The following is a 14,393-nucleotide window of genomic DNA, read 5'->3' as shown; positions in this document are numbered from 1 at the left end:
ATTTGAAAAAAATCCATACTTCCACTATAACATAGACAAGCTACTTTGACTAGCATTTTCACTTGAATCTGAGACCTTTTGGAAAATAGTTTTTCAAAACATTTCCAGTCACCTTTCCAAAGCCCAAACCATTTCCTTGAACCAAAACTTGGTACCAACCATTTGGCAGACTTTCCGCCAGCTGAACGGTTTCTCCAGCCACATACTTTACAAATTCCTCTTGATCAATTTCAACCGACTGCTTGACCTGACTCGGTTTCAAGGCTAGACCAAGAGCAAAACTAGGCTCAAAACGTTTCTTCTTAAAAGTACCCAAATTCAGTCCATTGCGAGCAATCTTGAGCTTCCCTAAATCTGGCAAGAATTCTGGCAAGAGATAAAGTTGGTCACCAAAAGTCTGCAAGATTCCCCTTAGATTGATTTTCAAGTGTTTTTGGGCAAATTCCTGCCACAAAGTAACTTGTTCTCGGCTGAGATTGCTCTTACTTGCCTTACATTTAGGAGCTGAATTGTCACCTTTAAATTGTAAATGAGCGACAAACTGCCCCTCTCCCTTAAAATGATGAGGATACATCCGAGCCGTTTCTGGCAGGTCAATACCAGCTACCATTCCATTGATATGCTCTACTGGTAACAAATCAAAATCATACTCCTCCAGTAGCCAATTGACAATCTCTTCGTTTTCCTCGGGGGCCCAGGTACAGGTTGAATAAACCAAGCGACCACCTTCAGCTAGCATGGTCACTGCATCCTCCAGAATTTCTCTTTGCAAGCTAGCACATTGACTTGGATAATCTAAGCTCCAATAATCCATAGCATCTGGTTGCTTACGGAACATTCCTTCACCAGAGCAAGGGGCATCAAGAACGATTAGGTCAAAATAGCCCTTAAAAACCTTGGCCAAGCGGTCAGCAGATTCATTGGTTACCACGACATTTGTCGCTCCAAAGCGCTCCATGTTTTCAACTAAAATCTTAGCCCGTTTGCTTGAAATTTCATTGGAAACAAGTATCCCCTCCCCTGCTAGATAGGCTGCTAGTTGAGTGGATTTTCCACCCGGTGCAGCAGCCAAATCCAAGACCTTCATACCAGGACTGGGCTGGGCTACCTGAGCAACCATCTGGGCAGCGGGTTCTTGCGAATAAACCAAACCAGTAGCATGCTCAGGTGATTTCCCTGAAACCTTCCCATAATGTCCCCAAGGAGTTTGAGGAATGGCATCAGGAAAAGAAACTGGCGCTTCTTTTAAAGGATTGACCCGAAAGGCCGAAACCGCTTCCTCCTCAAAAGAGGCAAGAAAATCTCTTGCCTCATCTCCTAGTATCTCTTCATATTTTTCAACAAATCCTTCTGGAAATTTCATTTAAGTTCTTTTCCTTTCGTAAATATAGGACTGAATTTCCTCCTGCATCTTAAGAGGTAGCATCATGACCGGTTGTCTGGTTTGAAAATCAGGAGCTTCACCAGATAGGGTCACAACCCGATAGCCCAGACTTTCCCCTAAAATACTAGCCGCAGCATAATCCCATGGTTGCAGATAGGTAACATAGGTCAACAAACGCCCTGACAAAATCTTTACAAAACTAATGGCCGCACTCCCATAGACACGAACACCGAGGACCGCTCGACCCAAATCAGCCAGCCCCCATTCGTTGGTTTCCAACATACCACTATTCCCTGCAATGAGAAAATCTCCAAGTGGTTTTGCTTGAAAGGGAGCTAGAGGCCTATCATTTAGACAAACTGGAAACTTACCACCACCGTGATAACAATCCCCTTTGATCACATCATAAATGAGACCAAACTGACCTTGACCATTTTCAAAATAAGCCATCATGACAGCAAAATCTTCCTGCTGGGCTACAAAGTTATTGGTACCATCAATGGGATCAATGACCCAAACCTTGCCCTCTTGAACCGAAGCTCTCAGACAACCTTCTTCAGCGCAAATCTTATCCTCAGGATAACGGGACAAAATCTCACCAACCAAGAGTTCCTGAACTTCCTTGTCCAGTTTGGTCACCAAATCTGTTGGAGAGGACTTGGTTTCAACACGCAAGTCTTCCTGCATATGGTCAAGGATGTACTGGCCCGCTCTCTTAACAAGCTCTTTGGCAAATTCAAATTTACTTTCCAAGAGAAATATTTCCTTCCCCTTTTTCCTTAGCAGCCTGAACAGCTCGGTAAATCGAATAGCCACTAACCGTTTCAAATTCTCGTCCCAAACGTTTTTCTTCGCTCTTGCTTGGCACGACCGCTTTGAATCCCTTATAGGAGTCCAGTAACTTTTTAGCCTCTACCTTGCCCTCATAGGCAGCTTCAACATCATTAAAAAAAGAAAGCACTGAAGCAAGTTCTTCAGTGCTCCACGACAAATCTAGTGGGTAACTATACTGTTTGTTCATTAACTAATACCGGCTCTCATTCTTGCTTCTTTTAGTTCTTGCTTACGGTAACTACGAGGGAGAAAAGCACGAATCTCATCTTCATTAAAACCGATTTGCATGCGTTTGGCATCGATAATAATTGGACGACGCAAAAGACTAGGATACTGCTCAATCAAATGAAGCAATTCCGATACCGAAATACTCTCTACATCAATATTCAATTTTTGAAAAATTTTTGAACGAGTTGAAATGATGTCATCAGTACCATTTTCGGTCAAGGAAAGGATGTGTTGCAATTCCTTTCTTGTTAAGGGACTGGTCATAATATTGTGCTCCTCAAAGGGCACCTTATGTTTTTCTAACCAGGCCTTAGCCTTACGACATGAAGTACAGCTCGGTGATAGAAATAGTGTAATCATGCTTTTCTCTTCTTATCTATACTTTGCTAATTCTATTATACAAAAAAATAAAGCGCTTGACTAGAGATTTTTAGAAAAAAAAGCCTATTTTTTCAAGAAAAATAGACTGTTTGCGAACGATTGAGGTAAGGTAGATTTAGTTAATTCACTCTTGACAATAGTTTCGAATCACATACCTAACTTATTTACTCAAAATAAGAACATCTTTAGTATTATTTCCCACGACTTTTCAGATATAGAAAACCAAAGAAGCTCTCATAGAGGGCAAAAAAGAGGAGGAAGGCATGGAGGAAGAAGGTCTCTGGCAAAATCAGAATCACTGGATCCTTGGCTGGATCAAAAAGCCAGGTATCATCTCCCACAAAGAGAATTTGATGGAAAAGAGTAAAGAATTGGTCAAAACCAATCAACACTCCCCCAAGCCCAATCAGCAAAGGCAATACCACTAGAGCCAGAAGCCCTTTACTAAATAAAGACAAGAAGCCCTTTTTCACAATCCCTTTGACAAAGACATAGAAACTTGGTAAAGTCACTAGAGCAACCAGCTGAACTAGGTGAAAGAGGTCCTTGACCACTGCAAAATGGTGCAAACCATCCGCTGACGAACGAAAATCTGGCATCTCTAAGACCTGACTAAAAGGATTGGTCAGGTAATCCATCAAGATATGAAAGTTATATTGAATGGTTTCTGATTTTAGATAAACTCGATTCGTTAAGTTCAGCCACTGAATTTCCAGAGGATAAAAAATCCAAGCCAAATAAATGGTCAAAAGGATTGAGAGGGAGAGGAGAAAGAGCATAGAGCTCCAAAAGGTCAGTTTAGTTTTCATCAAAGTTCCACTCCGCAAGGCTAGAAACCACATGAGTCGGTGCGATTGGCAGGTCTGCTACTTCTTCTGCCTTAGTAAAACCTGTTGTCACCAAGAGCGTTGGAATGCCATTGTCAATCCCTGCTCGAATATCAGTCAAGTAATTGTCCCCAACCATAATCAACTCTTCCCGTTCCAAGCCTAAGTGCTCAACTGCCTTATCCATAATGATGGCATTTGGTTTTCCGATATAAACAGGCTTCACTCGTGTTGCTACTTCAAGCAGGGTAATCAGTGAACCAGCACCTGGCAAAAGACCGCGTTCTGTCGGGATGTTGAGATCAGGATTGGTTCCAATAAAGTGAGCTCCCTTTTGAATCGCAAGAGTTGCTGTGGCAAATTTTTCATAGTCGACTTGCCAGTCCAGTCCTACTACCACATAGGCTGGATTTTCCTTGTCTTCCACATAACCAGCCACCTTGATGGCTTCCTTAAGCCCTGCTTCTCCGATGACGTAGACCGTCTTTTCCAGTCCCAAGTCGTTCATATAGTCGATAGTTGCCAAGGTCGCTGTGTAGACAGTCGATAGGGGCGTATCGATATTAAAATTCTGAGCCAGCATCTCCTGAACACTCTCTGGAGTGCGGGTTGTATTGTTGGTTACAAAGAGATAGGGAATATCACGCTTTTGCAATTCATGGACAAAAGCCTCTCCTGCTGGGATTCGGTCTTTCCCCTTATAAATCGTTCCGTCTAAATCAATTAAATAGCCTTTATATTTCATCTATTTCTCCCTAATCCTTTTTTATTTCTTGCCAAGTGATGATAGCTTGGGCATTAGTAGCCCCGTTACTTATAATTTCATGCTTACTTTCCAGTCCAGACCGTTCAACAGCCGATGTAATCACCCCACCTGGTCGAACTTCCTTGACATACTTGAGATTGATTTTCTTGGGAATATATTGGGTCAAAAAATCAGCTCCCATGACCTCAAAAATCCAGTCCAGATATTTACTGTTATTGACATGACCATTCATATCCAAGTCGTAAAAACGAACATGGTAATCCTTGCTGAATGGTTCATCCAAAGACTCATACTTTGGTCCGCGGATAAGCTTTTTATCAAAGTCAGACTGGTAAGGAGCCACAATCTCAGGTTCAACAGCATGGACTTTTCGACTGTCTCGATCCATGAGAACAAAGGTCGCTATCATGTGGATGAGTTCCCGTCCCTCTTCATCATAAATAGTAAAGCGACGGTAGCAAAAGAGCCGATTGTAGCTCAAAGCTTCCGTTTCGATAGTGATTTCTTCTGCAAAACGAGGCAAACGAACCACCTCAATATCATAATCTGTGATAATCCAGACCAGATTATGCTCTTCCAAAATAGTCTTATCACTAACACCCAACTCAATCGACTGCATCCCTGAAACTTGCAGGGACAGTAAAATCACATCTGGAAGTTTAATATGACCATTCATATCAGCCATATCAAAAGGAATTTTCATTTTCATTTGATAAGTTAAGCCCATCTTCCTACTCCAAAATAAATCGTTCTGCTACGGTGTCTCCCAAAAAGAGACCTCTTTTTGTCATGCGCACGCGGTCACCCTCTATTTGCATGAGACCTTGTTGAACCAAGTCTCTGACAATTTCTCCATAAAGTCCATCAAAAGACCGACCAAATTTTTCCTCAAATCGCGCCATGGAAACCCCTGATTTCTTGCGGAGACCTAGGAACATTTCTTCTTCCATTTGCTCCTTTTGACTCAGGTGCTCTTCTGTGATGCGCGCATTGCCTTTTTCAACCGCATTAAGATAATGACGAATGGGACCATGATTCTTATAGCGAACTCCATTGACATAACCAGATGCCCCAGCACCGATGCCATAGTATTCAGCATTGTCCCAGTACATGAGATTGTGGCGACTTTCAAAACCAGGCTTTGAGAAATTGGAAATCTCATAATGCTCAAAACCAGATTTCTCCAGCTCCGCGATGATGTACTCAAACATCTCAGCCTCCAATTCCTCCTTAGGTAGAGGCAATTTTCCTCGTCGCATACGGTTCATAAAGACCGTATGATTTTCTAAAATCAAACTATACAAACTCATATGAGGAATATCCAGCCCAATAGCCTTAGCCACATTGTCCTTGACCTGCTCCATAGTCTGACCAGGCAGCGCATAAATCAAATCGATAGAGATATTATCAAAACCAGCCAGTTTCAGGCGGTCGATATTTTCATAAATATCCTTCTCCAAATGACTGCGCCCAATCTTTTTCAGCATCTTGTCATCAAAGGTCTGCACACCTAGTGAAACACGATTGACAGCCGAGTTCTTCAAAACCGCAATCTTATCCGCATCCAAGTCGCCGGGATTGGCTTCAATGGTCAACTCTTCCAAGGCAGACAAGTCCAAGTTTTTAGTCAAGCCATTCAATAACACCTCTAGTTGCGAAGCTGATAGAGCTGTCGGTGTTCCACCACCAATATAGAGGGTTCTTAACTTTTGAATATCATAAGATTGAAACTCTTCTAACAGATGTTCCAAATAACTATCTACCGGCTGATTCTTGATAAAAACTTTGGAAAAGTCACAGTAATAACAAATCTGGGTACAAAACGGGATGTGCACATAGGCTGACGTTGGTTTTTTCTGCATAGTACTTATTATACCACAAAGACAGGCTACGAGAAAAAAATCACCATCCCCAGATACATAGTCCGTCCAGAGATGGTGATGGTTTATTCTTCTGTTATGTCAATAACAATCTCTTCTGATTCATCAAGAGTTTCGGCCTTTTCTTGCCATTGCTCCTTGAGATTATTGAATCGATCTTTTGATGCTTCTGTCGCTTGACGAGCACATGATTTGGCTTGAGCAAGGACACTGTCCACAGTGATTTCACCTGACTCAACCTGTTCTTTGGTTTTAAGAACAAAATCTGTAGCCTGCTCCTTGACTTCTGTCAGTTTTTCACAGACCTGCTCCTTGGCATACTCAGGATCTTCTTTCAAATCATCTAGAAAATCTTGAGCCTGACTGCAAACTTGTTTTCCCTTGTCGCTTGTTAAAAACAAGGCAAGAGCTGCACCTGAAACGGTTCCTAAAAGGATTGAGGATAGTTTACCCATAAGAATTCTCCTTTTTTATTTTTTGAAAAATTTACTTGCAAGACGAAGAGCTGACAAACTTGCACCAGTCTTAATGGTTTTTGAACCAGCTGATGAAGCTTTCTTGCTCAAGACACGCGCATGGTCATTGAGGTCTGAAACAGATAGAGATAAATCTGCAACTGCACTAAAGAGTGGATCAATCGTTGCCACCTTGACATTGATATCATCTGCCAAGACATTGACCTTAGACAGCAATTCATTGGTATGATGCAAGGTCACATCCACATCTGAAGTTAAGGTTTTAATCGTCTTCTCTGTTTCATCGATAACACGTCCAAGCTTTTGTACAGTAATGATTAGATACACTAAAAAGACAATCAAAGCAAGGGCTACAAGAATATATGCAACTTCTAACATTTAGTTTTCCTCCTCTGAAATATAGTAAGGGGCCTTCTTTCGATTTTGATATAGAATGATAAAAATACCCAATCCGATAAGAACAACTGAAAGCCATTGAGACACTCGAAGGCCAAAGAACATGAGACTATCTGTCCGCATGCCTTCGATGACCATACGACCGAAACCATACCAAATCAGATAAAAGGCAGTGATATGACCTCGTCTAAGGCTCTTCCATTTTCGTCTAAAAATCAGAATCAAGGAAAATCCAAGAAGATTCCATAGAGACTCATAAAGGAAGGTCGGTTGACGGTAGCTCCCCTCAATATACATCTGGTCACGGATGAAGCCAGGTAGATAATCCAGATTATCCACTGCTGCACCATAAGCTTCTTGGTTAAAGAAATTGCCCCAGCGCCCCAGACTTTGGGCAATCATGACGCTAGGTGCCGCAATATCTAAGAAATCCCAAGTATTGATGAGTTTACGATCAGCAAAGATATAGAGGACAAGAGCCCCTGTAATCAAACCACCGTAAATGGCCAAACCACCATTCCAAATGGCAAAAATTTCTCCCAAGTTCTGACTATAGTAATCAAAACGGAAAATAACATAATAGAGACGAGCTCCTAAAATAGCCAAGGGAAAGGCTATCAAGATGAAATCTAAAATATCGTCTGGTATGATCTTCTTTCTAGGTGCTTCTTTCATGGTCAAATAAACCGCAAGAATCAAACCTGTAACAATACACAAGGCATACCAACGAATGGCTAGAGGGCCTAGATGAATAGCAATTGGATCAAGCATTAGGCACCTCGTTTTGAGCAATGAGATTTGTCAAGCGTTCTTCGAACAAACGTGTCGCATCAAAGCCCATTTCCTTGGCACGATAATTCATGGCAGCTGCCTCAATCACGACAGAAATATTACGACCTGTTTTAACTGGGATACGGATACGAGGAATAGATACACCAGCAATTTCTAATTCTTCAGCATTGTTTCCAAGACGATCAAAAGTCTTGTGCGTATCGTAATTTTCCAAGTAAACAGCCAACTGGACTTGTGAAGAATCTTTAACGGCACTTGCACCGTAGAGACTCATGACATCGATAATTCCGACCCCACGAATTTCAATCAAGTGTTTCAAGATTTCAGCGGGTTCACCCCACAAAGTAATCTCATCCTTGGCAAAGATATCGACCCGGTCATCTGCCACCAAGCGGTGACCACGTTTGACAAGCTCTAGACCTGTCTCACTCTTACCGATGCCACTATCGCCCTGAATCAAGACACCCATCCCATAGATATCCATCAAGACCCCGTGCACACTGGTACGTTCCGCCAAACGAGAATCCAGATAGCTAGATATCTCTCCAGACAAACGACTAGTAGCTGTACGGCTGGTTAAAATGGCAATCTTACAATCTCTAGCTGCCTTTAACATTTCCTCTGGAACCACCAAACCACGGGCAACAATGACCGCAGGTGTCTCAGGTAAAAACATTTTTTTCAAGACTTGGTAACGGTTGTGAGAGGACATTGAAACGAGATAGGACCATTCCTTCATCCCCAAGAGCTGGATCCGCTCTGGTGTGTAATAATCAAAATAGCCTGTCATTTCAAGACCAGGTCGCATAATATCCGCTGTATTAATTTCCTTTTCAAGTAATTCTGGTTCGCCATAGACAATGTCTAGTCTAAGCTTTTCAATCACTTCTTTTACTAAAACCGACATCATTTCCTCCTTCAATCGAGTTCTTTTTACTATTATATCAAATTGTCCTTAGAAGTTTCAGATTTTTGCAGGCTTTGAAGTATTTATTTATACTCAATGAAAATCAAAGAGCAAACTAGGAAACTAGCCGCAGGCTGTACTTGAGTACGGCAAGGCGACGTTGACGTGGTTTGAAGAGATTTTCGAAGAGTATTAAAAGAAAAAAGACTAGATTTCTCCAGCCTTTCATTTCTAATTAGAATTTTTTACGTTTACGAGCTGCTTCTGATTTACGTTTACGTTTTACAGAAGGTTTTTCATAGAATTCACGTTTGCGTGTTTCTTGAAGAGTACCAGCTTTAGTAACCGCACGTTTGAAACGACGAAGTGCGTCGTCAAGAGATTCATTCTTACGTACTACTGTTTTAGACATTTTTTTCACTCCCTTCAAGTTCAAGATCTATTCTATTTTACACGTAAAAGGAATAATTGTCAAGAGGAAACTAAGTTTTTTATTCTTCATAATGATTAATAATATAGTTCACCATCTCCTCCATATCTGCTTCAGATAAAGGTAATTCCCAGTTTGTTGTTTCCATTTTAAGAAAAGCATCACTGACTTTAGTTATTGTATAGCAATCTTTAAAAATTGGAATTTTTTTAGATTGTTCAAATAAGATGCCTATTCTATCATATAAGACGTGAAGTTCTTTACTATTTGGATCAATATCAAAAGACTGTAAAGAGATTAAGATGTCATTTCCTTTATATGACAAATCAATCCACATGTGATTTGATAAATCATATGGCCTAGATAATCTACTACCCGAGGTGTACTTGTTATTTCCTCTGCCTCCTGAATATTGATTTCTTGTGGTATATGGTTTATCTTTTGACTTAGTAAAAAGAGAATTCCCCTCCTTATCTTTCTTTTTTGTAATGAATCCTATTATACTTTTTCTTTCTTCCGTTCTAGCGCTCTTATACGCTTCTTTTACTTTTAGAAATTCTTCTTTACTATTCATGTGCCCCCCTAACGTAATGTTGAAGTTTTATATGTCTAAAACCACTTACTCCAAAGAGCAAGTGGTTCTTGTATTTTTACTTTTCAAGTAAGCTTAGTGCCTCAGCATCTGCAATAATCGTCACATCAGGGTGGTTTTGTAGGCTACTTGCTGGGAGGTGCTCAGTCACTGGGCCTGATACTGTTCCAGCAATGGCTTCTGCTTTCGACTCACCGTAAGCAAAGAGAATAATTGACTTGGCATCCAAGATGTTTTTAATTCCCATTGAAATGGCTTGAGTTGGAACATCTTCAATCTTGTCAAAGAAGCGCGCATTGGCTTCGATAGTAGACTGGTCAAGTTCTACTAGATGTGTTTGACTGTCAAATGGAGTACCAGGCTCATTAAAGCCGATATGTCCATTGCGACCGATTCCCAAGATTTGAAGATCCACTGGATGGTCAGCCAAAATTTGGTTGTAGCGTTCAACTTCAGCTTCAGCATGATCCTTAACCCCACGAGGCAAGAAACTTTCTTTAAATGGTTTTTGGTTGAACAAGTTTTCTTGCATGAAGTAACGATAAGACTGTGGATTGTCTCCATCAAGTCCTACATACTCATCAAGGTTGACACTGATTAGATTTGAAAAATCAAGGTCACTCTCAACAATTTCCTTGTAAAATTCAAGTGGGCTACTTCCTGTCGCAAGTCCTAGTGTTTGAGCTCCATTGGCCAATTTTTCCTTCAAAATCTCAAAAGCAACTTTTCCACCTTCGATTTGGTTTTCAACTTTAATAACTTTCATCTTTTTATCCTCCGTTTCAATCTATATTTATTATATGGTATAGACCAATTTTTGTCAAGTGAAAACGATTTAATTTTCAAAAAAAGAGCGTCCAAACTTGAAACATGTTATAATGGATAAGATTAGAACTTAGAAAGAATGAACAGATATATGAATACAGCTGATTTTGATTTCCACTTACCTGAGGAATTGATTGCCCAAACACCCCTTGAAAAACGAGATGCCTCTAAACTCCTCATCGTCAATCGTGAAACGGGAGAAATGCAGGATAAACACTTCCACTCTATTATTGATATGCTGGAACCTGGTGATGCCCTTGTCATGAACGACACCCGCGTTCTACCTGCCCGCCTCTATGGTCAAAAGGAAGAAACAGGAGGCCATGTGGAACTGCTCCTACTCAAAAATACTGCTGGGGATGAGTGGGAAGTTCTGGCTAAACCTGCCAAACGCCTCAAGATTGGTACTCGTGTCAGCTTTGGTGATGGTCGCCTCAGCGCTGTCGTTACGGAAGAATTGACCCACGGGGGCCGCATTGTCCGCTTTGAATACCAAGGAATTTTCCTAGAAGTTTTGGAAAGTCTGGGAGAAATGCCATTACCACCTTATATCCACGAAAAACTGGATGACCGTGAACGTTATCAAACCGTTTACGCCAAGGAAAGTGGCTCTGCTGCAGCACCTACTGCTGGACTGCACTTTACCAAAGAACTGCTGGCAGAAATCCAAGCTAAAGGAGTTCATCTGGTTTATCTGACTCTTCATGTCGGGCTCGGAACCTTTAGACCAGTTTCTGTTGACAATCTGGACGAACATGAAATGCACTCAGAATTCTACCAACTTTCTGAGGAAGCGGCTGCCACTCTTCGCTCTGTTAAGGAAAATGGTGGTCGTGTTATTGCTGTCGGAACCACTTCTATCCGCACCTTGGAAACTATTGGTTCCAAGTTTGATGGACAAATCCAAGCAGATTCTGGCTGGACCAATATCTTTATCAAACCTGGCTATGAATGGAAGGTCGTGGATGCCTTCTCAACCAACTTCCACCTGCCAAAATCAACTCTGGTCATGTTGGTTTCTGCCTTTGCAGGTCGCGAATTAGTCTTAGATGCCTACCACCATGCTATCCAAGAACACTACCGCTTCTTTAGTTTTGGCGATGCCATGTTTATCTACTAATTTTCACAATCAAAAAGCGCATATTATCAGGTATTATCCTTTGGTGCTCTAAGCTTTTCTAATGATTAGACAGTCGCAAAAAAGTCTGAAAAGCTCTCAGAATCATTGTCTCAGCACCAAAAATACGTGAAATTTGCATAATTAAAATAAATTTCAGGGGGAGTTATACAAAAAAACGACGATTTAAATCGTCGTTTTACCAAGATAAATATGTAATCTTTTTTTGAAAATACGTCTATTTATTTTTTATGGTTTTTTATTGTAAAGTAGACCCAACCGAATGAACATAGGTTGTAAAAAGCAAATGAAAAAACTGCAAGGATGATAGCTCCTGTATCTAAATAACCTCTTTCAAGACCGTTTTTCAACAACAACAAGCCTGTAGTTTCGACAACGATCAAAAATAAAAATATATAAAAAATTTTCGCATTAAGCATATTGTTACCGCTTTCTTTTTATTTGGTTTTATTGTATAACAAAAGTTGAAAAAAATCAAAAATACAAAGGAGTTTCCGTTATGTCTAAGATGTTTAAATGCATGTGTTTGCTAGTTATGTCTGTTTTCTGTATGTCTAGCATTTCCCCGTCGCTTGTTGTTTTTGCTGATGATAGCTTATCGGCAAACTCTAAAGTTGTATCTGGTGAGGCTCAGTTTGAGAATGGCTCATCAGTGCGGTTCGGAGATACGCAAGTAAATATTTAAAGTGATGAAGTTCTTGAGGTGGTCAATCCAAATGGAAATGTAGACACTATTGAACGACGTGCTGATGGCGTCTATATCAATGGGTCATTTTATATGGCTTATCAAAAGAATGAAATCGATCTAAATATATCTTTTAGATCATACGATCCTAATGTTTGGAATTACGTCAACACAATACATGGGAATAAAGAAGCCAACACATTCGCTAACTTCATGATTGGTGCTGGAATAAGTTATATGATTGGTAAGATAGGTGCTCTATTGGGGGGTCCATGGGGTACAATAATTGGTGGAGCATATTTTGGTATACAAGCTTATCAGTCTTACTTGGATTCACAAAGCCCATATCCATACTACATAACAAGTACTTATATCCATGTTGCTCAAAGAAAATGGAAGTTTATCACTGAATACTATAGAAACTCAGACTATACTGGGTATGTAAAAACCGAAACAACCTACGTGAATTTCTAAAATATAAACCCTGCCTAGATATAAAGGCAGGGTTTATATTTTAGTTAATTGCTCAAGTAATTTGTAAGCATAATACTTGCGAAACTCTATTTGTTCAAGCGGTTCAAAAGCTCTTGTTTTTTATCCTCAAGCTCAGCTCTCCTTTGCTCGATTTCTTCACGTTTTTGGGCGATTTCTGCTTGCGCCTCGGGAGTTTCCAAAGTGCCTTGTGACTTGTGAAATTCTACTAGCATATCAACGATTTTTGGGTCTAATTCGTTGACATAATCAGGATTTGACCATTTCGGCACGTTGCTTGCAGGTGCTTGCTTTTTGCCGCCTTTTTGGGGCGTTTTGGCTTGTTGTTCAGCTTTCTGACTATAGTTGACCTCGTGGAATTTTCATGTTATGCGTTTTGTTATGGATAAAAAATGAATTAATTTATTCTAAAGCTCGGATCTTTCAAACTCTGAACACTGGCATTGATAACCGCGCCGACAATCAAAATCTTAGCGATGAGAATAAACCAGAACATCATGACCACCACGACGACGGAACTGAAAAAACGCACGTCCACTAGGCGATTGACATAATTGTTAATATAGACTGAAAAGATATTGAGCAGTAAGACCAGAGTCAACAAGACAAAGACACTACCTGGCAACACATAGCGAATCCGTCGGACCTTAACATTGGGCAGGAAATAATAAAGCATGACCAAGATTGCAAAAATCAAAGCATAGACCAAGGGACCTGTTAGGTCTTGCAGATAATCAAAGAGAGGACTATCCGATTTCCAGTAACTTTTGATAAGGTTGAGGAGCATGCGACCAAAGACACTTAGAAAAAGAGCTAGAGCAAAGAGAATCTGCAAGCCAAAACTGACAAATAAACTCATGAGTTGATGGGAAATCATTCCACGATTTTTTGCTACTCCGTAGGCTTTATTAAAGGCTTTCTGTAGGAAATTCATGGATTTTGAAAAGGTCCAGAGGGCTGACAAAACCGCAAAACTCAATAAACCCGTTGAAGGTTGGGTCAGCACTTCTGTAATAATCTTTGCGACCACATCATAGACTGTATCTGGCAAAAATTCATTGACAACCTTTAAAAAATTAGAAACTGGAATCTGAAAATAAGGGAGGATATTAACCACCACCAAAAGCAGGGGAAAAATCGAAATCAACCAATAGTAGGCTACTGCGACACTGGTCAACTCACTATCTGATGCTTGATAATAATGCAAAAAAGCTTTTAATAAAGGCTTATCTATCAGCTCTTTCCACCACTTTTTCATGTCACACTCCTTCACTTACAATCTTATACTCAATGAAAATCAAAGAGCAAACTAGGAAGCTAGCCGCAAGCTGTACTTGAGTACGGTAAGGCGACGCTGACG

General features: G+C 40.5%; 19 protein-coding genes and 1 pseudogene. 2 read left to right on the top strand and 18 right to left on the bottom strand.

The window, feature by feature from the left end:
- Positions 1-58: 58 nt before the first annotated feature.
- The 15 genes from QM409_RS05785 to QM409_RS05715 form a co-directional block, all read right to left on the bottom strand.
- A complete protein-coding gene (locus tag QM409_RS05785; protein ID WP_414305294.1) occupies positions 59-1,363 on the bottom strand; it encodes an RsmF rRNA methyltransferase first C-terminal domain-containing protein in 1,305 nt (434 codons plus the stop codon).
- The gene (locus tag QM409_RS05780) at positions 1,364-2,137 is read right to left on the bottom strand and encodes an inositol monophosphatase family protein (protein ID WP_308525511.1); all 774 of its coding nucleotides are present in this window, start codon (positions 2,135-2,137) and stop codon (positions 1,364-1,366) included.
- A complete protein-coding gene (locus QM409_RS05775; RefSeq protein ID WP_261028935.1) occupies positions 2,127-2,405 on the bottom strand; it encodes a UPF0223 family protein in 279 nt (92 codons plus the stop codon). Before QM409_RS05775 ends, QM409_RS05780 begins: the two co-directional genes overlap by 11 nt.
- Entirely contained in the window at positions 2,405-2,806 is a 402-nt protein-coding gene (locus QM409_RS05770) for a Spx/MgsR family RNA polymerase-binding regulatory protein (protein WP_000631255.1), read from the bottom strand. The genes QM409_RS05775 and QM409_RS05770 overlap by 1 nt, the downstream gene beginning before the upstream one ends.
- Positions 2,807-3,018: 212 nt before the next feature.
- Positions 3,019-3,636: a TIGR01906 family membrane protein gene (locus tag QM409_RS05765; RefSeq protein ID WP_261030150.1), complete on the bottom strand. Its 618-nt coding sequence runs from the start codon at positions 3,634-3,636 to the stop codon at positions 3,019-3,021.
- A complete protein-coding gene (locus tag QM409_RS05760; RefSeq protein ID WP_084929734.1) occupies positions 3,626-4,399 on the bottom strand; it encodes a TIGR01457 family HAD-type hydrolase in 774 nt (257 codons plus the stop codon). The genes QM409_RS05765 and QM409_RS05760 overlap by 11 nt, the downstream gene beginning before the upstream one ends.
- 10 nt (positions 4,400-4,409) lie before the next feature.
- Positions 4,410-5,147 (bottom strand): acyl-ACP thioesterase domain-containing protein, encoded by a 738-nt coding sequence (locus tag QM409_RS05755; RefSeq protein ID WP_414305295.1) that lies wholly within the window; start codon positions 5,145-5,147, stop codon positions 4,410-4,412.
- A 4-nt stretch (positions 5,148-5,151) separates the two neighbouring features.
- Positions 5,152-6,282: a radical SAM family heme chaperone HemW gene (gene hemW, locus QM409_RS05750; protein ID WP_414305296.1), complete on the bottom strand. Its 1,131-nt coding sequence runs from the start codon at positions 6,280-6,282 to the stop codon at positions 5,152-5,154.
- A gap of 83 nt (positions 6,283-6,365) precedes the next feature.
- Positions 6,366-6,755, bottom strand: a complete 390-nt coding sequence (locus tag QM409_RS05745) for a YtxH domain-containing protein (RefSeq protein ID WP_261015229.1) — start codon at positions 6,753-6,755, stop codon at positions 6,366-6,368.
- 15 nt (positions 6,756-6,770) lie between these two features.
- Positions 6,771-7,154, bottom strand: a complete 384-nt coding sequence (locus tag QM409_RS05740; RefSeq protein WP_049551989.1) for a DUF948 domain-containing protein — start codon at positions 7,152-7,154, stop codon at positions 6,771-6,773.
- The gene (gene lgt, locus QM409_RS05735) at positions 7,155-7,943 is read right to left on the bottom strand and encodes a prolipoprotein diacylglyceryl transferase (RefSeq protein WP_414305297.1); all 789 of its coding nucleotides are present in this window, start codon (positions 7,941-7,943) and stop codon (positions 7,155-7,157) included.
- On the bottom strand, positions 7,936-8,871 hold the full coding sequence (gene hprK, locus QM409_RS05730) for an HPr(Ser) kinase/phosphatase (protein ID WP_414305298.1): 936 nt from the start codon (positions 8,869-8,871) through the stop codon (positions 7,936-7,938). The genes lgt and hprK overlap by 8 nt, the downstream gene beginning before the upstream one ends.
- Before the next feature lie 235 nt (positions 8,872-9,106).
- Positions 9,107-9,283 (bottom strand): 30S ribosomal protein S21, encoded by a 177-nt coding sequence (rpsU, locus tag QM409_RS05725; protein ID WP_000048054.1) that lies wholly within the window; start codon positions 9,281-9,283, stop codon positions 9,107-9,109.
- Between the two features lie 79 nt (positions 9,284-9,362).
- Entirely contained in the window at positions 9,363-9,875 is a 513-nt protein-coding gene (locus QM409_RS05720; protein ID WP_269793195.1) for a hypothetical protein, read from the bottom strand.
- A gap of 76 nt (positions 9,876-9,951) precedes the next feature.
- Positions 9,952-10,659, bottom strand: coding sequence for a glucosamine-6-phosphate deaminase (locus QM409_RS05715; protein ID WP_314846564.1), 708 nt, complete (start codon positions 10,657-10,659; stop codon positions 9,952-9,954).
- A 150-nt stretch (positions 10,660-10,809) separates the two neighbouring features.
- Between QM409_RS05715 and queA the strand changes: the two genes are divergently transcribed.
- Entirely contained in the window at positions 10,810-11,838 is a 1,029-nt protein-coding gene (gene queA, locus QM409_RS05710) for a tRNA preQ1(34) S-adenosylmethionine ribosyltransferase-isomerase QueA (protein WP_004255765.1), read from the top strand.
- Between the two features lie 239 nt (positions 11,839-12,077).
- On the opposite strand, the gene QM409_RS05705 is transcribed toward queA, so the two are convergent.
- Positions 12,078-12,275: a hypothetical protein gene (locus tag QM409_RS05705; protein ID WP_414305299.1), complete on the bottom strand. Its 198-nt coding sequence runs from the start codon at positions 12,273-12,275 to the stop codon at positions 12,078-12,080.
- A gap of 131 nt (positions 12,276-12,406) precedes the next feature.
- Here QM409_RS05705 and QM409_RS05700 point away from each other — a divergent pair.
- Positions 12,407-13,015: pseudogene (locus tag QM409_RS05700) on the top strand (hypothetical protein).
- A gap of 86 nt (positions 13,016-13,101) precedes the next feature.
- Here the strand turns inward: QM409_RS05700 and QM409_RS05695 are convergent.
- Positions 13,102-13,305, bottom strand: a complete 204-nt coding sequence (locus QM409_RS05695; protein WP_001127305.1) for a hypothetical protein — start codon at positions 13,303-13,305, stop codon at positions 13,102-13,104.
- Between the two features lie 125 nt (positions 13,306-13,430).
- Positions 13,431-14,291, bottom strand: coding sequence for a YihY/virulence factor BrkB family protein (locus QM409_RS05690; protein ID WP_414305300.1), 861 nt, complete (start codon positions 14,289-14,291; stop codon positions 13,431-13,433).
- Between the last annotated feature and the right edge of the window lie 102 nt (positions 14,292-14,393).

This window comes from Streptococcus mitis (genome assembly GCF_047465045.1).
In the GTDB taxonomy this organism is placed as follows: domain Bacteria; phylum Bacillota; class Bacilli; order Lactobacillales; family Streptococcaceae; genus Streptococcus; species Streptococcus mitis_DT.
The sequence above is the reverse complement of the archived record's forward strand: the minus strand, read 5'-3'. Positions and strand labels throughout refer to the sequence as shown.

What these genes read in the sequence shown, in the direction of transcription:
- QM409_RS05785 (WP_414305294.1), bottom strand. Translation starts at nt 1,363, where the DNA reads ATGAAATTTCCAGAAGGATTTGTTGAAAAATATGAAGAGATACTAGGA.
- QM409_RS05775 (WP_261028935.1), bottom strand. Translation starts at nt 2,405, where the DNA reads ATGAACAAACAGTATAGTTACCCACTAGATTTGTCGTGGAGCACTGAA.
- QM409_RS05770 (WP_000631255.1), bottom strand. Translation starts at nt 2,806, where the DNA reads ATGATTACACTATTTCTATCACCGAGCTGTACTTCATGTCGTAAGGCT.
- QM409_RS05765 (WP_261030150.1), bottom strand. Translation starts at nt 3,636, where the DNA reads ATGAAAACTAAACTGACCTTTTGGAGCTCTATGCTCTTTCTCCTCTCC.
- QM409_RS05760 (WP_084929734.1), bottom strand. Translation starts at nt 4,399, where the DNA reads ATGAAATATAAAGGCTATTTAATTGATTTAGACGGAACGATTTATAAG.
- QM409_RS05755 (WP_414305295.1), bottom strand. Translation starts at nt 5,147, where the DNA reads ATGGGCTTAACTTATCAAATGAAAATGAAAATTCCTTTTGATATGGCT.
- hemW (WP_414305296.1), bottom strand. Translation starts at nt 6,282, where the DNA reads ATGCAGAAAAAACCAACGTCAGCCTATGTGCACATCCCGTTTTGTACC.
- QM409_RS05745 (WP_261015229.1), bottom strand. Translation starts at nt 6,755, where the DNA reads ATGGGTAAACTATCCTCAATCCTTTTAGGAACCGTTTCAGGTGCAGCT.
- QM409_RS05740 (WP_049551989.1), bottom strand. Translation starts at nt 7,154, where the DNA reads ATGTTAGAAGTTGCATATATTCTTGTAGCCCTTGCTTTGATTGTCTTT.
- lgt (WP_414305297.1), bottom strand. Translation starts at nt 7,943, where the DNA reads ATGCTTGATCCAATTGCTATTCATCTAGGCCCTCTAGCCATTCGTTGG.
- hprK (WP_414305298.1), bottom strand. Translation starts at nt 8,871, where the DNA reads ATGTCGGTTTTAGTAAAAGAAGTGATTGAAAAGCTTAGACTAGACATT.
- rpsU (WP_000048054.1), bottom strand. Translation starts at nt 9,283, where the DNA reads ATGTCTAAAACAGTAGTACGTAAGAATGAATCTCTTGACGACGCACTT.
- QM409_RS05720 (WP_269793195.1), bottom strand. Translation starts at nt 9,875, where the DNA reads ATGAATAGTAAAGAAGAATTTCTAAAAGTAAAAGAAGCGTATAAGAGC.
- QM409_RS05715 (WP_314846564.1), bottom strand. Translation starts at nt 10,659, where the DNA reads ATGAAAGTTATTAAAGTTGAAAACCAAATCGAAGGTGGAAAAGTTGCT.
- queA (WP_004255765.1), top strand. Translation starts at nt 10,810, where the DNA reads ATGAATACAGCTGATTTTGATTTCCACTTACCTGAGGAATTGATTGCC.
- QM409_RS05705 (WP_414305299.1), bottom strand. Translation starts at nt 12,275, where the DNA reads ATGCTTAATGCGAAAATTTTTTATATATTTTTATTTTTGATCGTTGTC.
- QM409_RS05690 (WP_414305300.1), bottom strand. Translation starts at nt 14,291, where the DNA reads ATGAAAAAGTGGTGGAAAGAGCTGATAGATAAGCCTTTATTAAAAGCT.